We start from the raw sequence: 13,520 nt of genomic DNA on the forward strand, positions 1-13,520 counted from the left end.
GCCTTTGCTGAGAAAATAAAGCGCTGACTATAATTAAATCTCAATTAAGCAATGCCGTGAGCAGCTACATTCTTGTCGATGCGGCCAATCATACCCTGCAAAGCCTTGCCTGGACCACACTCTGTGAAATCATCAGCACCAGCAGCAATCATAGCCTGAACAGATGAAGTCCAACGTACAGAACTTGTGAGCTGAGCGATGAGGTTCTGCTGAATCTCAGCAGGATCAGTATGAGGCTTACCGTCTACATTCTGATAAACAGGGCACTTAGGAGCAGAGAAAGTAGTCTTCTCGATTGCTGCCTGAAGCTCATCCTTAGCAGGCTGCATCAATGGAGAGTGGAAAGCACCGCCCACCTTCAAAGGCAAAGCACGCTTAGCACCAGCAGCCTTCAACTGCTCACAAGCAGCATTGATAGCATCAACATTACCAGAAATAACGAGCTGACCTGGGCAGTTATAGTTAGCAGCAACAACTACGTTGCCCTCTGTGCTTACCTGAGCGCAGATTTCCTCAACCTTCTCATCAGGCAAACCGATGATAGCAGCCATAGTACCAGGATTAGCCTCGCAAGCCTTCTGCATAGCATTAGCACGTGCAGCAACAAGCTTCAAACCATCCTCGAAAGCCATTGCACCAGCAGCTACCAATGCAGAGAACTCACCGAGAGAGTGACCAGCAACCATTGCAGGCTGGAACTCCTCACCCAAGCAGAGAGCAGAGATAACAGAGTGGAGGAACACAGCAGGCTGTGTAACCTTGGTTTCCTTCAACTGCTCATCAGTACCAGCAAACATAATATCAGTAATCTTGAAGCCGAGAATCTCGTCGGCCTTATCGAAAAGTTCTTTTGCCAATGCGTTGTTGTCGTAGAGGTCCTTACCCATACCTACGAACTGAGAACCCTGACCAGGGAAAACAAATGCTTTCATTTTTATCCTTATTTTAAAAGTTTATTATTAATATACTATTTTACTATAAATACTTCCAATTCGGGTGCAAAGATACAATTTTTTTCTGAGAATCGGGAGAGAAAAACAAAAAAAATCCCTAATGCCTTCCGGCAAAAGGGATTCTTTATATTAATTTGCTTTACAGTGCGAAAATTATCGTACTAATGACAAATTGATTGATTAAGGATTACTCAGCTGCAGGAGCCTCTTCCTCAGCAACCTCAGCAGCAGGAGCCTCTACAGGAGCCTCAGCTGGAGCAGCTACAGGAGCATTCTCAGCAACAACGATAACAGGAACCTTAACCTCAACCTCCTTGTGATAGTGTACAGTAGCCTCGTACTCACCAACCTTCTTAGCATCCTTCATAGTAACGATCTTGCGATCAACCTCGATGCCCTTCTTAGCGAGCTCCTCAGCAACAGTTGCAGCGTTAACTGAACCGTAGAGCTGACCAGTAGCACTAACCTTAGCAGTAATAGTAAGAACAACGCCATTGAGAGCCTCGCCCTTCTTAACAGCCTCAGCCTTGATAGCCTCAAGCTTGTGAGCCTGCTGCTTCAAATCCTCAGCCAACTGCTTCTTAGCAGATGGAGAAGCGATAACAGCCTTACCTGTAGGGATAAGGAAGTTACGACCATAACCACTCTTTACATTAACGATATCGTTCTTGTATCCAAGACCGATAATATCTTGCTTCAAAATAATTTCCATTCTTCTTCTCCTCCTTAAATTACTTCATCAAATCGGTTACGTAAGGAAGCAAAGCGATCTGGCGAGCACGCTTTACAGCCTGTGCTACACGGCGCTGATACTTCAAAGATGTACCTGTGATACGACGTGGAAGGATTTTACCCTGCTCGTTCAAGAACTTCTTCAAGAACTCTGGATCCTTGTAGTCGATGTACTTAATACCGCTCTTCTTGAAACGGCAATACTTCTTCTTCTTTGTGTCGATAGAAGGAGCGGTCAAATAACGGATTTCTGATTTCTGATCTGCCATGATTAAGCCTCCTCTTTTTTACCAAGCTTTGCACGACGCTTCTCTGCGTAAGCGACAGCATACTTGTCAAGTTTAACAGTCATGTAACGAATTACTTTCTCGTCGCGGCGATAAGCTGTTTCGAGCTTAGCGATAACAGTTGGCTCAGCCTTGAACTCAACCAAGCTGTAGAAGCCTGATGTCTTCTTCTCGATGTTGTAAGCCAACTTCTTCAAACCCCAAGCCTCTTTGTTCAGAATCTCAGCACCATTATCGGTGAGTACCTTCTCGAACTTAGCGACCGTTTCCTTCATCTGTTCATCAGACAAAACGGGAGTCAAAATGAAAACGGTTTCGTATTGATTCATACTACTTTTGATAATTAAAATTTGTTATTAATAAATATTTTGCGCTTCGTAAAAGATGCCATAAAACATCCTTTTCACGAATTGCGGTGCAAAAGTACGACTTTTTCTTGAATTAACCAAATATTTTTTGTACTTTTGCAGAAAATATTTGTTCTTTTTAGCTTTTATGAAGTTTTTAGAAGACTTTTTGAAGGGTTACACCTTATTAAATATATAAAATAAATAAGAAGTAAAGATTATGAAGAATCAGAAATTAAAGAAATCATTCCGTGCTCTCCCTACCATGGGCATGGCTTTCATTGTGTTGGGCGTATTGCTACTTGCTGCCAGCTTTGCGATGAACATCAAGAACAACAGCATGCTCTACGCTGGTTTGTTTTTTATCCTTGCTGGGGTAGCGGGATATATTTATACTATCAAAAAAGGATGAGCCGACTGCTTCGACTCATCCTTATCTTTTTAATCAGCAGAATACTTTGCCTGTCTTTCCGGCTTATTAATCCTGGTTTGGCACAATCAACTTGTAACCCTTGCCATGGATATTGATGATTTCAATCTGATCATCATCCTTCAGGTGCTTACGAAGTTTGGTGATATACACATCCATAGAGCGAGCATTGAAGTAGTTGTCATCAATCCAGATTGTCTTGAGGGCAAAATCACGCTGCAGGATTTCATTGGCATGTGAACAGAGAAGAGCCAACAACTCATTTTCCTTGGTTGTCAACTTAGTCTGTTGATCACCAATAGTAAGGAGCTGCTTCTGTGTATCAAATACGAACTTGCCGATGTGATACAGAGTGCTCTCCTTGGTCTTCTTGCCACGTACACGACGCAAGATAGCCTCTACACGGAATACCAGCTCCTCCATAGAGAATGGCTTGGTGATATAATCATCAGCACCAATCTTGAAACCTTCGAGAATATCCTCCTTCAATGTCTTGGCTGTCAAGAAGATGATAGGCAGATCCGCATTAGCCTGTCGAATATCCTGTGCCAGGGTGAAACCGTCTTTCTTCGGCATCATCACGTCAAGAACAGCTATATCATACTTATTCTTTGTAAATTCCTTGAATCCCTGCTCACCGTCAGGACACAACACTGTAGAATAACCCTTTGCCTGCAAATATTCGCGAAGCAACATACCCAGGTTCTCATCATCCTCACAAAGCAAGATTTTAATTGTCTCTTCCATATCTTAATCCATTTTAATTTGTTAATATTCCTATTATTTATTTCTTTTTTAACTATGTATTACCGGCAGTTTTATGGTGAAAGTAGTACCCTTGCCGAATTCACTTTCTACCTTGATTTCGCCATCATGCAAATCCACGATTTTCTTCACATAGGCCAATCCGAGACCGAATCCCTTCACATCATGCACATTACCAGTATGAACACGATAGAACTTATCGAAGATTTTCTTCAGATTCTCCTTCTTCATACCCAATCCGGTATCAGTTATAGAGAGATAAAGATGTTCTTCATCATTCCAGGTTTTCATCGTAATGTTGAGTGGCTCATCCGGTTTGCGATATTTCACCGCATTATCCATCAGATTGAAGATTACATTCTGGAAATGTACCTCATCTACATAGAGCCCCGAATCAATCGCTTCAATATCGGTATATACCTTACCACCCGTATGCTCAACACGGAGTGCAAATGAATGAGCAATGTTTTCCACCATCTCATTGAGATCGAGTTCTTTCTTCTTGAATACCGCCTTCTTACGGTCGAACATACTCATCTGCAGCACTTTCTCTACAAGGAAGCGAAGTCGTTTAGACTCATCGTTTATCACCCCACCCAAATGTTTCTGCATCTGTTCACTCTTGGAAACAGAGGAATCATTGAGCATCTGTGCTGCCAGACTGATACTGGCAATAGGCGTCTTCAGCTCATGGGTCATATTGTTGATGAAATCGTTCTTGATCTCCGTATATCTCTTCTGTCGGAAGATAACCACAATGGTAAAGATGAAGGTAATCAGCAATACCAGAGTAAAGATGATACTTGGTATCATGAAGCGCACACTGGAGAAGATGTAACTATTCATATCAGGGAAATGAATCTTCACAACTCCCATCTTCGACTGCGGGTCGTTACGGAAAAGCACCTGCGAATAGCTGTATTCCTCGCCCTCATCGCTATAGTCTGGACAGCGATACACCTCACGTCCATCCTGTGTAGTTACAGTGAAATGATATGGTATGTTAATACCATTGTTCATCATCTCTGCCTTCAAGTCCTGATCCAGCTGCTTGAAGTTGATACGCTCCTTCAAAGGCTTATCAGATGCAGAATAGAGAATGGAATAAACCACCTCGTCCAACAACGCTTTCTGATATACATAGCGATTCTTGACGATTTCCTGCAACGACTTCTGAGTTTCGTTGATCGAATTCTTATCGCTTCTCAAAATCATCGCCTTAGGCATATTGCCAGGACTAATGGCGATGGTTTTCAGTTCAAAGGATGAATACACCGTACCATCCTTTCCTACTACCGAGTACTGATGCGATTGCTGCACTGTACCATCAGGCATCCCGCTACGAGTACCCGCAGAATCCTTCTTGGCCGCCTTCCGCTCTGTCTCATTGACATCTTTTTCAAGATAGCGCAAGGTTTCATTCAGCTCCAGATTTCTTGAAGCTTGATATAGGGCTCTGTTGACAGATTCGTCAAACTGTTCCTTCTTCATGTTAACCATCTCCTGGATGTAACTCAACTGCAAAAAGAGCAGAGCAAGGAACGAAAAGCCCATAATAATGGCTATGGTCCAAATCGTTTTCTTCTTCATGGGGGCAAAGATAGGAATTTTCTTAATTGGTTAACACAAAACCGTTAATTATTTAATCGGTTTTTAAGCAAATTAACTAAAAATAAATCATTTAGTTCCATATACAAAACTAACGTAGACATAAAAAGACGAAAAAGGAGCGTACATATCACATGCACGCCCCCTCATTGGTCATATCAACATAAAATTTTAATTTATATAAGAGAGATAATTCTCAAACTAATGTATTCTTATATATTTCAAATGAATAATTCAATTATTCATCTTCCTTTGCCAACTCAGCCTCGTGCTCAGCAATCAACTTGCCCTGAATGTCGGTAGGAACCAACTCGTAGCTGGCAAACTTGGTTGTAAACGAAGCACGACCACCAGTAATCGAACTGAGAGAAATAGAGTAATTTGCAAGTTCCTTGAGAGGTATCTTAGCACAGAGCTTCTGATAACCTGCCTCAGAATCCATACCCATGATAAGAGCACGACGTCCCTGAAGATCACTCATTACATCACCCATATAGTCGGCAGGAACATAAACTTCCAAATCATAGATAGGTTCAAGAATCTTAGGACCAGCCTGCTTGAACGCATCGCTGAAGGCATGACGTGCAGCCAACATGAACGACAACTCGTTGCTGTCTACAGGGTGCATCTTTCCGTCATATACGATTACACGAACGTCACGAGCATAAGAACCTGTCAAAGGACCATGTTCCATACAGTCCATAATACCCTTAAGAATGGCAGGCATGAATCGGGCATCAATGGCACCACCTACAACAGAATTGAGGAATACCAACTTGCCACCCCACTCCAAAGAAACCTCTTCACGACTCTTGATATTCATCTTGAACTCCTGACCGTTGAAAGTGAATGATGTTGGATCTGGCATACCTTCTGCATAAGGCTCAACAATGAGGTGCACCTCACCAAACTGACCAGCACCACCACTCTGCTTCTTATGACGATAGTCTGCACGAGCCTTCTTGGTAATAGTCTCACGATATGGAATACGAGGCTCTCCGAATGTAACGTTGAGTTTCTCGTTGTTTTCCAAACGCCACTTCAATGTACGGAGGTGGAACTCACCCTGACCACGAACGATAATCTGACGCAACTCCTTGCTCTGATCAACAATCCATGTAGGGTCTTCCTGACGCATTTTGATAAGGGCAGCCATCAGCTTCTCTGTATCCTGGGCATTAGCAGCCTTGATAGCACGAGAATACTTAGGGTTAGGATACTTGATGAAATCGAAACGCCACTCAGCACCCTTTCCATTCAAGGTATTGCCAGTCTTCACGTCCTTCATCTTCACGGTACAACCGATATCACCAGCGTTCAACTGATCCACAGGTACACGGTTGGCACCAGCGCAGGCATAAATCTGTCCGATACGTTCCTTAGAACCACGGTCGGCATTGGTCAGGTCATCACCACTCTTAATAGAGCCACTCATCACCTTGAAGTAACTTACCTCACCGATATGTGGTTCCATACCTGTTTTAAAGAAGTAAACACTCTCAGGACCATTGGTATCAGGAGCAATTTCCTCACCACGGGTATTGTGCAACTTAGGCATCTCGCTTACGAAAGGCACCACGTTGCCCAAGAACTCCATCAAACGATGAACACCCATAGACTTACCTGCACAAACACAGAATACAGGGAAGATACTACGGGTAACCAATCCCTTACGGATTCCCTCGCGGAGTTCATCCTCTGTCAAGCTTTCGCTCTCGAAGAATTTCTCCATCAAGCCCTCATCGTTTTCGGCAGCAGCCTCAACGAGTGCTGCATGAAGCTCAATTGCCTTGTCCATTTCCTCCTCAGGAATATCCTCGATGATAGGAGCACCGCCTTCTGGTTTCCAGGAATATTTTTTCATCAATAAGACGTCAATGAGAGCATTGAAGCCAGGACCGGTCTCGATAGGATATTGTATCTGCACACACTTAGGACCATATATATCCTTCATAGTTGCAATGAGGTTATCGAAATCACATTTGTCAGAGTCAAGCTGGTTGACGAGGAAGATGACAGGCTTGCTCAACTTCTCGGTATAACGGAAATTGTTCTGGGTGCCTACCTCTGGACCATATTGACCATTGATAAGGATAACTGCCTGATCGGTTACGTTGAGGGATGTAATTGCACCACCAACGAAATCGTCGCTACCAGGGCAGTCGATGATATTCAACTTCTTGTTGTTCCACTCCACGTGAAAAACGGTAGGGAACACAGAGTAACCATACTCCAGCTCAACTGGGAAGTAGTCGCTCACCGTATTCTTCGCTTCTACAGAGCCTCTACGCTTGATAACGCCTGCTTCAAATAACATACTTTCGGCAAGTGTAGTCTTGCCGCTACCCGCACTGCCCAGCAATGCAATGTTCTTAATCTCATTTGTCTGATATACTCTCATGACGCTTATAGATTTTTAAGGGTTATACATTAAATTTGCTAGTTGTTTTCAACAGTCCAACCATGCGGTTTTTCCGTTTCATGGTACTAAATTACGTTTTTTTTCTGATACTTCCAAAAGTTTTATCGAAAAAGTTGCCTATTTTTAAAACATATTAGTAATTTTGCATTTTGTTAAATATAGAAATCCTCCTTACACCTTATTATATATAAGAAGATAAGGGTAAGCTAGAAGGAATAACTGGAAGTAAAAAAATATGGCTGGATTATACATACATATCCCATTTTGTGAAAGCCGCTGCATTTATTGCGGTTTTTACAGCACTACATCCCTCAAACTAAGGGATGCATACGTAGACGCACTCATCAAAGAAATGTCTCTACGCCCTATTCATCAAGAATTGGAAGAAGGAGAAAAGATAGAAACTGTATATTTAGGAGGTGGTACGCCCAGTCAACTTACGGGCGAACAACTCATCAAATTATTCGATGGAATCAATAAATATCTAGGACATTTCACTCGCGATATGGAAATCACGATAGAATGCAATCCTGATGATATTACAGAAGAGTTTTGCCAAACCCTCAAACAGCTCCCGGTCAACCGCATCAGCATGGGTGCCCAAACTTTCAGCAATGAGCGTTTGCGCTTTTTACACCGTCGCCACAACGCTCAAGAAGTCAGAATAGCCGTAGAACGTCTGCGCAACATTGGCATCAACAATATCAGTATCGACCTCATGTTCGGCTTTCCCGGCGAAAATATCGAGCAATGGACAAGCGACATCCAAGAGGTCATCAGTCTGAATGTGGAACATATCTCAGCATATAGCTTGATGTACGAAGAGGGGACCTCACTCTATCGTTTATTAGAACAGGGGAAAATTGAAGAAATTGATGAAGAGATGAGCCGGAACATGTACGATACACTGATACAACTTCTTACCAAGACCGGCTACGAACATTACGAAATCAGCAACTTTGCCCGCCCAGGCTATCGTTCACGCCACAACAGCAGCTATTGGCACGAAACTCCATACATAGGTATCGGAGCCGCAGCCCATTCATATAAACGCATCCATAAAGGAGGGCAACTTTTTGCCACAAGAAGCTGGAACATAGCTCAACTGGCACAATATATCGAAAAGATAGAACAAGGCACATTGCCATCAGAAAAAGAAGAACTTGACATCAATACCCGATACAACGACCTCATCGCTACTGCCCTACGTACTTCCGATGGCATCAGTATAAAACATGTGGCAGAAGAATTTGGAGAAGAGCTAACCCGTCAACTAACTTCGGAAGCTCAAAAGCATATTGCCCGCGGCCTGATGAAGATAGAGAACGACCACCTCTCGCTCACTCCTAAAGGACTCTATGTTTCTGATGATATCATGAGCGACTTCATGATAGTGTAAAAAAAGTTGCGACATATTCTAATCCAGAATATGTCGCAACTTATATTATGACCAAGACTCAATTTTGTCTAGACCATATTTCTTATAACGTTCATAATAGAAATTCTTAATAGCATCCAATGCCTGAATCGTAGTCTTTTTCTTTTGCAGATAAGGCTTGACCATCTGAAGTAGCGCAAAAAGCACAACCACAACAAGCAAAACCACGCCCCATGACAGAATTTCACTTTCAAAATTCAATCTAGGCTGAAGTATGATGCCAACAGCTATCGGCAATACAAAGCATACCCAATCCATCGGGGTATCTAAGCGCGTAGACTCAAGATACTCTTCTCTCAAGTTCTTTGGCGATTTCAAAATCAACCTTTTTTGATGCTTTAGCCAATAATCTTCAAACTCTTTTTCCATAATTTTTTCATTTACTGTTCCGCTCATCACCAAAAGAAATTCAATTGATAAAAAACGGAGCTCATAACGCAATCCATTTTGATTAATACTAATTTAAACTTACGGTGAGATCTAAGTTTAAAACATTTACTATAGCTAGACCTCAACTTTCATCTTTTAACTGAAAACGTAATTTCAATATGCAAAATTATCACATTATTTTGAGAACAGCAAATAAACACCCCTATTTTCATGAATTATTAACGTTTTTTATGCACCAAAAGTGTAGACTCTCAATAAACACATTCAAAAAGCAACAAAATACAAGCATCTTGACTGCAACTGTCCTCAAAAAGATAACAGAAACGCCATTACCATCCTTTATTGGCTTTTTATCAGAAAAAAGCTGGCAATACCCACTACGAGTATTGCCAGCTTTTATATATTTCAATAAAAGGAATCACCGTTTTATCTTTCATCAAGCGGCTGATAATCAAGCTCACCAAGAATGTTCTTATAAGCTGGACGAATGATACGACGACCCTCAAAGTTGAGTTCCTCGATACGATGTGCAGTCCAGCCCACAATACGAGCCATAGCGAAGATTGGAGTATAAATCTCTTGTGGCAGACCTATCATTTCATAGATAAAGCCACTATAAAAATCGAGGTTTGCACACGCAGGCTTACTTCCTCCACGATGCTCCTGCAAACATTTGATTCCCTCCTGCTCTATCAATTTCAAGAAATTGTACTCATCTTCTCTACCTTTTTCCTTGGCAAGTTCACCAGCCAAGCGCTTCAATTCTACAGCACGAGGATCGCTCAATGTGTAAACGGCATGACCGATACCATAGATAAGTCCCGTCTTATCATAAGCCTCCTTATTGAGCATACGCTTGAGATAAATATCCAATTCGTTTACATTGGTCCAATCCTTGATTGCCTCTTTTAAGTGGTGGAACATATTGATAACCTTGATATTGGCACCACCATGCAAAGGACCTTTCAAACTTCCGATACCTGCTGCGATAGAGCTGTAGGTATCTGTACGAGTAGAAGATGTAACACGCACTGTAAAGGTTGAGTTATTACCTCCACCATGCTCTGCCTGAATAATCAAGAGAAGATCGAGCATACGCGCATCCAGCTCAGAATAGTTCTCATGCTTCATCATGTAAAGAAAGTTCTCTGCAATAGAGAGATTCTCACGAGGATGACGAATATGAAGACTTCTACCCTGCACTGAATGACGGTAAATATTGTATGCATAGGCAATAATCGTAGGGAACTTTGCTATCAGCTCAATGCTTTGGCGCATCAAGTTATCACGACTGATATCATCAGGATTTGGATCAAAAGTGTACATTTCGAGCACACAACGAGCCAAAATATTCATGATATTGCTACCCTCCAACTCAATAATGTGGGTAATTGTACGGTGATCGAGCGGCATATTGTCGTTCAGAAGTTCCTTAAATGCCTCCAGTTCCTCCTTATCAGGCAACTGACCAGAGAGCAGGAGGAAGGCAACCTCCTCAAAACCGAAGCGCTTTTCCTTCAGAAGTGGGCTTACCAGATCATCCAGCTCATAGCCACGATAGTAAAGTTTACCCTCTGTAGGGGTCAACTTGCCATCTGCATCGCGCTCATAACCCACGACATTACCTATATTGGTCAATCCAACCAATACACCAGAACCATCCTCATTACGAAGTCCACGCTTTACATTAAACTTCTTGAATGCCTCTTTATCAATCTTGCATGAGTTTTTAACCTCATCACTCAGCTTATATATTAAATATTCTTTGTTCATGACTACTTGTTTTTTGCAGCAAAATTCAATGCAGAACCAGCCTTGAACCATGCTATCTGTGTATCATTATAGGTATGTTCTACCTCAAAACTATCCTCAGAACCATCTTTATGCTTTAAAGTAACGGTGAGTTTAGAGCCAGGAGCAAACTCCTTCAAACCAGTCAACGAGATACGGTCGTCTTCCTGTACCTTGTTATAATCGTCCTTGTTGCAGAATGTTAGAGCAAGCATACCCTGCTTCTTCAAGTTTGTCTCATGAATTCTGGCAAAACTCTTAGCCAAAATCACCTTTACATTCAGGAAACGAGGCTCCATAGCGGCATGTTCACGAGAAGATCCCTCGCCGTAATTATCCTCTGCCACCACGATGCTGCTGATTCCCTGTGCCTTGTAAGCCTTAGCTGCTGTAGAAACCTCAACATAATCGCCATCCAACTGGTTCTTCACCTTATTACTTTCACCGTTGAAGGCATTCACGGCTCCCATCAGAAGGTTGTCTGAAATATTCTGCAGATGTCCACGGAACTTCAACCAAGGTCCAGCCATAGAAATATGGTCTGTGGTACACTTTCCTTCCGTCTTGATAAGTAAAGGCATGTCTACCAAATCCTTACCATCCCAAGGAGCAAAAGGAGCCAGTTTCTGAAGACGATTGCTGTCTGGAGCAATAACTACCTCTACATTTGCATTTTCTTCACTTGGAGCAATGAATCCCTTGTCTTCTACGGCAAATCCCTTTGGAGGGAAAGTAAAGCCTGTAGGAGCATCGAGCTTCACGCTATTGCCATCCTTGTCCAGCAAAGTATCGGTAGCAGGATTGAAATCCAATCTGCCAGCAATGGTCAGAGCCACCGTAAGTTCAGGACTTCCAATGAAGGCAAACGTATTAGGGTTACCATCAGCACGACGGCGGAAGTTTCTATTAAAAGAGGTAACAATAGCATTCTTGCGAGTATTGTCTTCTGTATGACGCTTCCACTGTCCGATGCAAGGACCGCAGGCATTGGTCATGATAAGAGCTCCAATCTTCTTAAAGTCATCAAGGATGCCATCACGCTCGGCAGTATAGCGAATCTGCTCAGAACCAGGATTAATGATTAGCTGACCTTTCACTTCAATACCCTTCTCATAAGCCTGACGAGCCACGCTAGCCGCACGGGCAAGATCCTGATAAGAAGAGTTGGTACAACTACCTACCAAACCTACTTCTACCACCATAGGATAATCATTGGCAGGACCTTTAGCCTTCATGTGAGATATTGGCGTTGCTGCATCTGGAGTGAACGGACCATTCAAATGAGGCTCCACCTTAGAAAGGTCTATTTCTACAATCTGGTCATAGAAAGCAGAAGGATTAGCCAAAACTTCATCATCTGCACGGAGTTCTTCCGCATTCTGCTGTGCGAGAGATGCAATTTCTTCACGACCCGTCTTACGCAGATATTCACCGGCATTCTGGTCGAATGGGAAGATAGAGCAAGTAGCACCCAACTCAGCACCCATGTTACAGATAGTTGCCTTACCTGTAGTAGAGATACTATCCAATCCCTCACCAAAGTATTCGAGAATAGCGTTGGTACCTCCCTTTACGGTAAGAATACCAAGAATTTCAAGAATCACATCCTTAGGAGTTGCCCATCCTGAAAGCTTACCGGTCAGATGAACACCGATAAGACGAGGCATCTTGAGTTCCCAAGGCTGACCGGTCAACACATCCACAGCATCAGCACCACCTACACCAACAGCTACCATTCCTAAGCCACCGGCATTAGGAGTATGGGAATCGGTACCCACCATCATACCTCCTGGGAAGGCGTAGTTTTCGAGTACTACCTGATGAATGATACCTGCACCAGGTCCCCAAAAACCGATATGATATTTCTGAGATACGGACTTCAAGAAATCGTAGACCTCTTTATTTGTCTTGCAAGCCTCAGGAAGATCGATGTTAGCGCCCACATCAGCGCGAATCAAATGATCACAATGTACGGAAGCAGGCACAGCTACCTTATCCTTACCCGCATTCATGAACTGCAAGAGTGCCATCTGCGCCGTAGCATCCTGCATCGCCACGCGATTAGGTCGGAAGTCAACATATTCTACACCTCTTTTATATGGTCGCAACTGAGTCGGGTCGAAAAGATGTGCAAAAAGCACCTTCTCGGCATAAGTAAGAGGTCGTTTCACTGTAGCCTTTGCTTGGGCTACACTCTCCGAATACGAAGCATAAAAGCTTCTCAGCATTTCAATGTCCAGTATCATCTTATTCACTAATTATTATTTATTACCACATTCATAAATGCAATCTTTTCTACAAGAATATGCATTACATCGAATTATTTGTTTGCAAAATTACAAATTTTTCTGCAATTA

General features: G+C 42.6%; 12 protein-coding genes. 2 read left to right on the forward strand and 10 right to left on the reverse strand.

Annotated features, from left to right (window positions below; all coding sequences use genetic code 11):
• Positions 1-44: 44 nt before the first annotated feature.
• The 4 genes from fabD to rpsF all read right to left on the reverse strand — a co-directional run bounded on the left by fabD (position 45) and on the right by rpsF (position 2,301).
• Positions 45-932 carry an ACP S-malonyltransferase gene (gene fabD / locus F7D73_RS06055; RefSeq protein WP_153123068.1) on the reverse strand — a complete coding sequence of 296 codons (888 nt, stop codon included), beginning with the start codon at positions 930-932 and terminating at the stop codon, positions 45-47.
• 208 nt (positions 933-1,140) lie between these two features.
• On the reverse strand, positions 1,141-1,665 hold the full coding sequence (gene rplI, locus F7D73_RS06060; RefSeq protein ID WP_153123070.1) for a 50S ribosomal protein L9: 525 nt from the start codon (positions 1,663-1,665) through the stop codon (positions 1,141-1,143).
• 19 nt (positions 1,666-1,684) lie between these two features.
• Positions 1,685-1,954, reverse strand: coding sequence for a 30S ribosomal protein S18 (gene rpsR, locus F7D73_RS06065; protein ID WP_006847399.1), 270 nt, complete (start codon positions 1,952-1,954; stop codon positions 1,685-1,687).
• Positions 1,955-1,956: 2 nt separating this feature from the next.
• Positions 1,957-2,301 (reverse strand): 30S ribosomal protein S6, encoded by a 345-nt coding sequence (gene rpsF / locus F7D73_RS06070; protein ID WP_153123072.1) that lies wholly within the window; start codon positions 2,299-2,301, stop codon positions 1,957-1,959.
• Between the two features lie 238 nt (positions 2,302-2,539).
• Here rpsF and F7D73_RS06075 point away from each other — a divergent pair, with 238 nt between their 5' ends.
• Positions 2,540-2,731 carry a hypothetical protein gene (locus F7D73_RS06075; RefSeq protein WP_153123073.1) on the forward strand — a complete coding sequence of 64 codons (192 nt, stop codon included), beginning with the start codon at positions 2,540-2,542 and terminating at the stop codon, positions 2,729-2,731.
• 66 nt (positions 2,732-2,797) lie between these two features.
• On the opposite strand, the gene rprY is transcribed toward F7D73_RS06075, so the two are convergent.
• From rprY to F7D73_RS06090, 3 genes are all read right to left on the reverse strand, one after another.
• The gene (gene rprY / locus F7D73_RS06080) at positions 2,798-3,496 is read right to left on the reverse strand and encodes a response regulator transcription factor RprY (protein ID WP_153123075.1); all 699 of its coding nucleotides are present in this window, start codon (positions 3,494-3,496) and stop codon (positions 2,798-2,800) included.
• A gap of 48 nt (positions 3,497-3,544) precedes the next feature.
• Positions 3,545-5,104 carry a sensor histidine kinase gene (locus tag F7D73_RS06085; RefSeq protein WP_153123077.1) on the reverse strand — a complete coding sequence of 520 codons (1,560 nt, stop codon included), beginning with the start codon at positions 5,102-5,104 and terminating at the stop codon, positions 3,545-3,547.
• Between the two features lie 256 nt (positions 5,105-5,360).
• The gene (locus F7D73_RS06090) at positions 5,361-7,523 is read right to left on the reverse strand and encodes an elongation factor G (protein WP_153123079.1); all 2,163 of its coding nucleotides are present in this window, start codon (positions 7,521-7,523) and stop codon (positions 5,361-5,363) included.
• A 256-nt stretch (positions 7,524-7,779) separates the two neighbouring features.
• Between F7D73_RS06090 and hemW the strand changes: the two genes are divergently transcribed.
• Entirely contained in the window at positions 7,780-8,943 is a 1,164-nt protein-coding gene (gene hemW, locus F7D73_RS06095; RefSeq protein WP_153123081.1) for a radical SAM family heme chaperone HemW, read from the forward strand.
• A gap of 45 nt (positions 8,944-8,988) precedes the next feature.
• Here the strand turns inward: hemW and F7D73_RS06100 are convergent, their stop codons facing one another.
• The 3 genes from F7D73_RS06100 to F7D73_RS06110 all read right to left on the reverse strand — a co-directional run bounded on the left by F7D73_RS06100 (position 8,989) and on the right by F7D73_RS06110 (position 13,409).
• On the reverse strand, positions 8,989-9,351 hold the full coding sequence (locus F7D73_RS06100) for a hypothetical protein (protein ID WP_153123083.1): 363 nt from the start codon (positions 9,349-9,351) through the stop codon (positions 8,989-8,991).
• A 447-nt stretch (positions 9,352-9,798) separates the two neighbouring features.
• Entirely contained in the window at positions 9,799-11,145 is a 1,347-nt protein-coding gene (locus tag F7D73_RS06105) for a citrate/2-methylcitrate synthase (RefSeq protein WP_153123086.1), read from the reverse strand.
• A 2-nt stretch (positions 11,146-11,147) separates the two neighbouring features.
• Positions 11,148-13,409: an aconitate hydratase gene (locus tag F7D73_RS06110; protein WP_153123088.1), complete on the reverse strand. Its 2,262-nt coding sequence runs from the start codon at positions 13,407-13,409 to the stop codon at positions 11,148-11,150.
• Positions 13,410-13,520: the final 111 nt, after the last annotated feature.

This window comes from Segatella copri (assembly GCF_009494395.1).
GTDB lineage: Bacteria > Bacteroidota > Bacteroidia > Bacteroidales > Bacteroidaceae > Prevotella.

Excerpts from the sequence above, each read along its gene's own strand:
- rpsF (WP_153123072.1), bottom strand. The coding sequence starts at position 2,301 with ATGAATCAATACGAAACCGTTTTCATTTTGACTCCCGTTTTGTCTGAT.
- F7D73_RS06090 (WP_153123079.1), bottom strand. The coding sequence starts at position 7,523 with ATGAGAGTATATCAGACAAATGAGATTAAGAACATTGCATTGCTGGGC.
- F7D73_RS06100 (WP_153123083.1), bottom strand. The coding sequence starts at position 9,351 with ATGGAAAAAGAGTTTGAAGATTATTGGCTAAAGCATCAAAAAAGGTTG.
- F7D73_RS06105 (WP_153123086.1), bottom strand. The coding sequence starts at position 11,145 with ATGAACAAAGAATATTTAATATATAAGCTGAGTGATGAGGTTAAAAAC.
- fabD (WP_153123068.1), bottom strand. The coding sequence starts at position 932 with ATGAAAGCATTTGTTTTCCCTGGTCAGGGTTCTCAGTTCGTAGGTATG.
- F7D73_RS06075 (WP_153123073.1), top strand. The coding sequence starts at position 2,540 with ATGAAGAATCAGAAATTAAAGAAATCATTCCGTGCTCTCCCTACCATG.
- F7D73_RS06085 (WP_153123077.1), bottom strand. The coding sequence starts at position 5,104 with ATGAAGAAGAAAACGATTTGGACCATAGCCATTATTATGGGCTTTTCG.
- hemW (WP_153123081.1), top strand. The coding sequence starts at position 7,780 with ATGGCTGGATTATACATACATATCCCATTTTGTGAAAGCCGCTGCATT.
- rplI (WP_153123070.1), bottom strand. The coding sequence starts at position 1,665 with ATGGAAATTATTTTGAAGCAAGATATTATCGGTCTTGGATACAAGAAC.
- rprY (WP_153123075.1), bottom strand. The coding sequence starts at position 3,496 with ATGGAAGAGACAATTAAAATCTTGCTTTGTGAGGATGATGAGAACCTG.
- F7D73_RS06110 (WP_153123088.1), bottom strand. The coding sequence starts at position 13,409 with ATGATACTGGACATTGAAATGCTGAGAAGCTTTTATGCTTCGTATTCG.
- rpsR (WP_006847399.1), bottom strand. The coding sequence starts at position 1,954 with ATGGCAGATCAGAAATCAGAAATCCGTTATTTGACCGCTCCTTCTATC.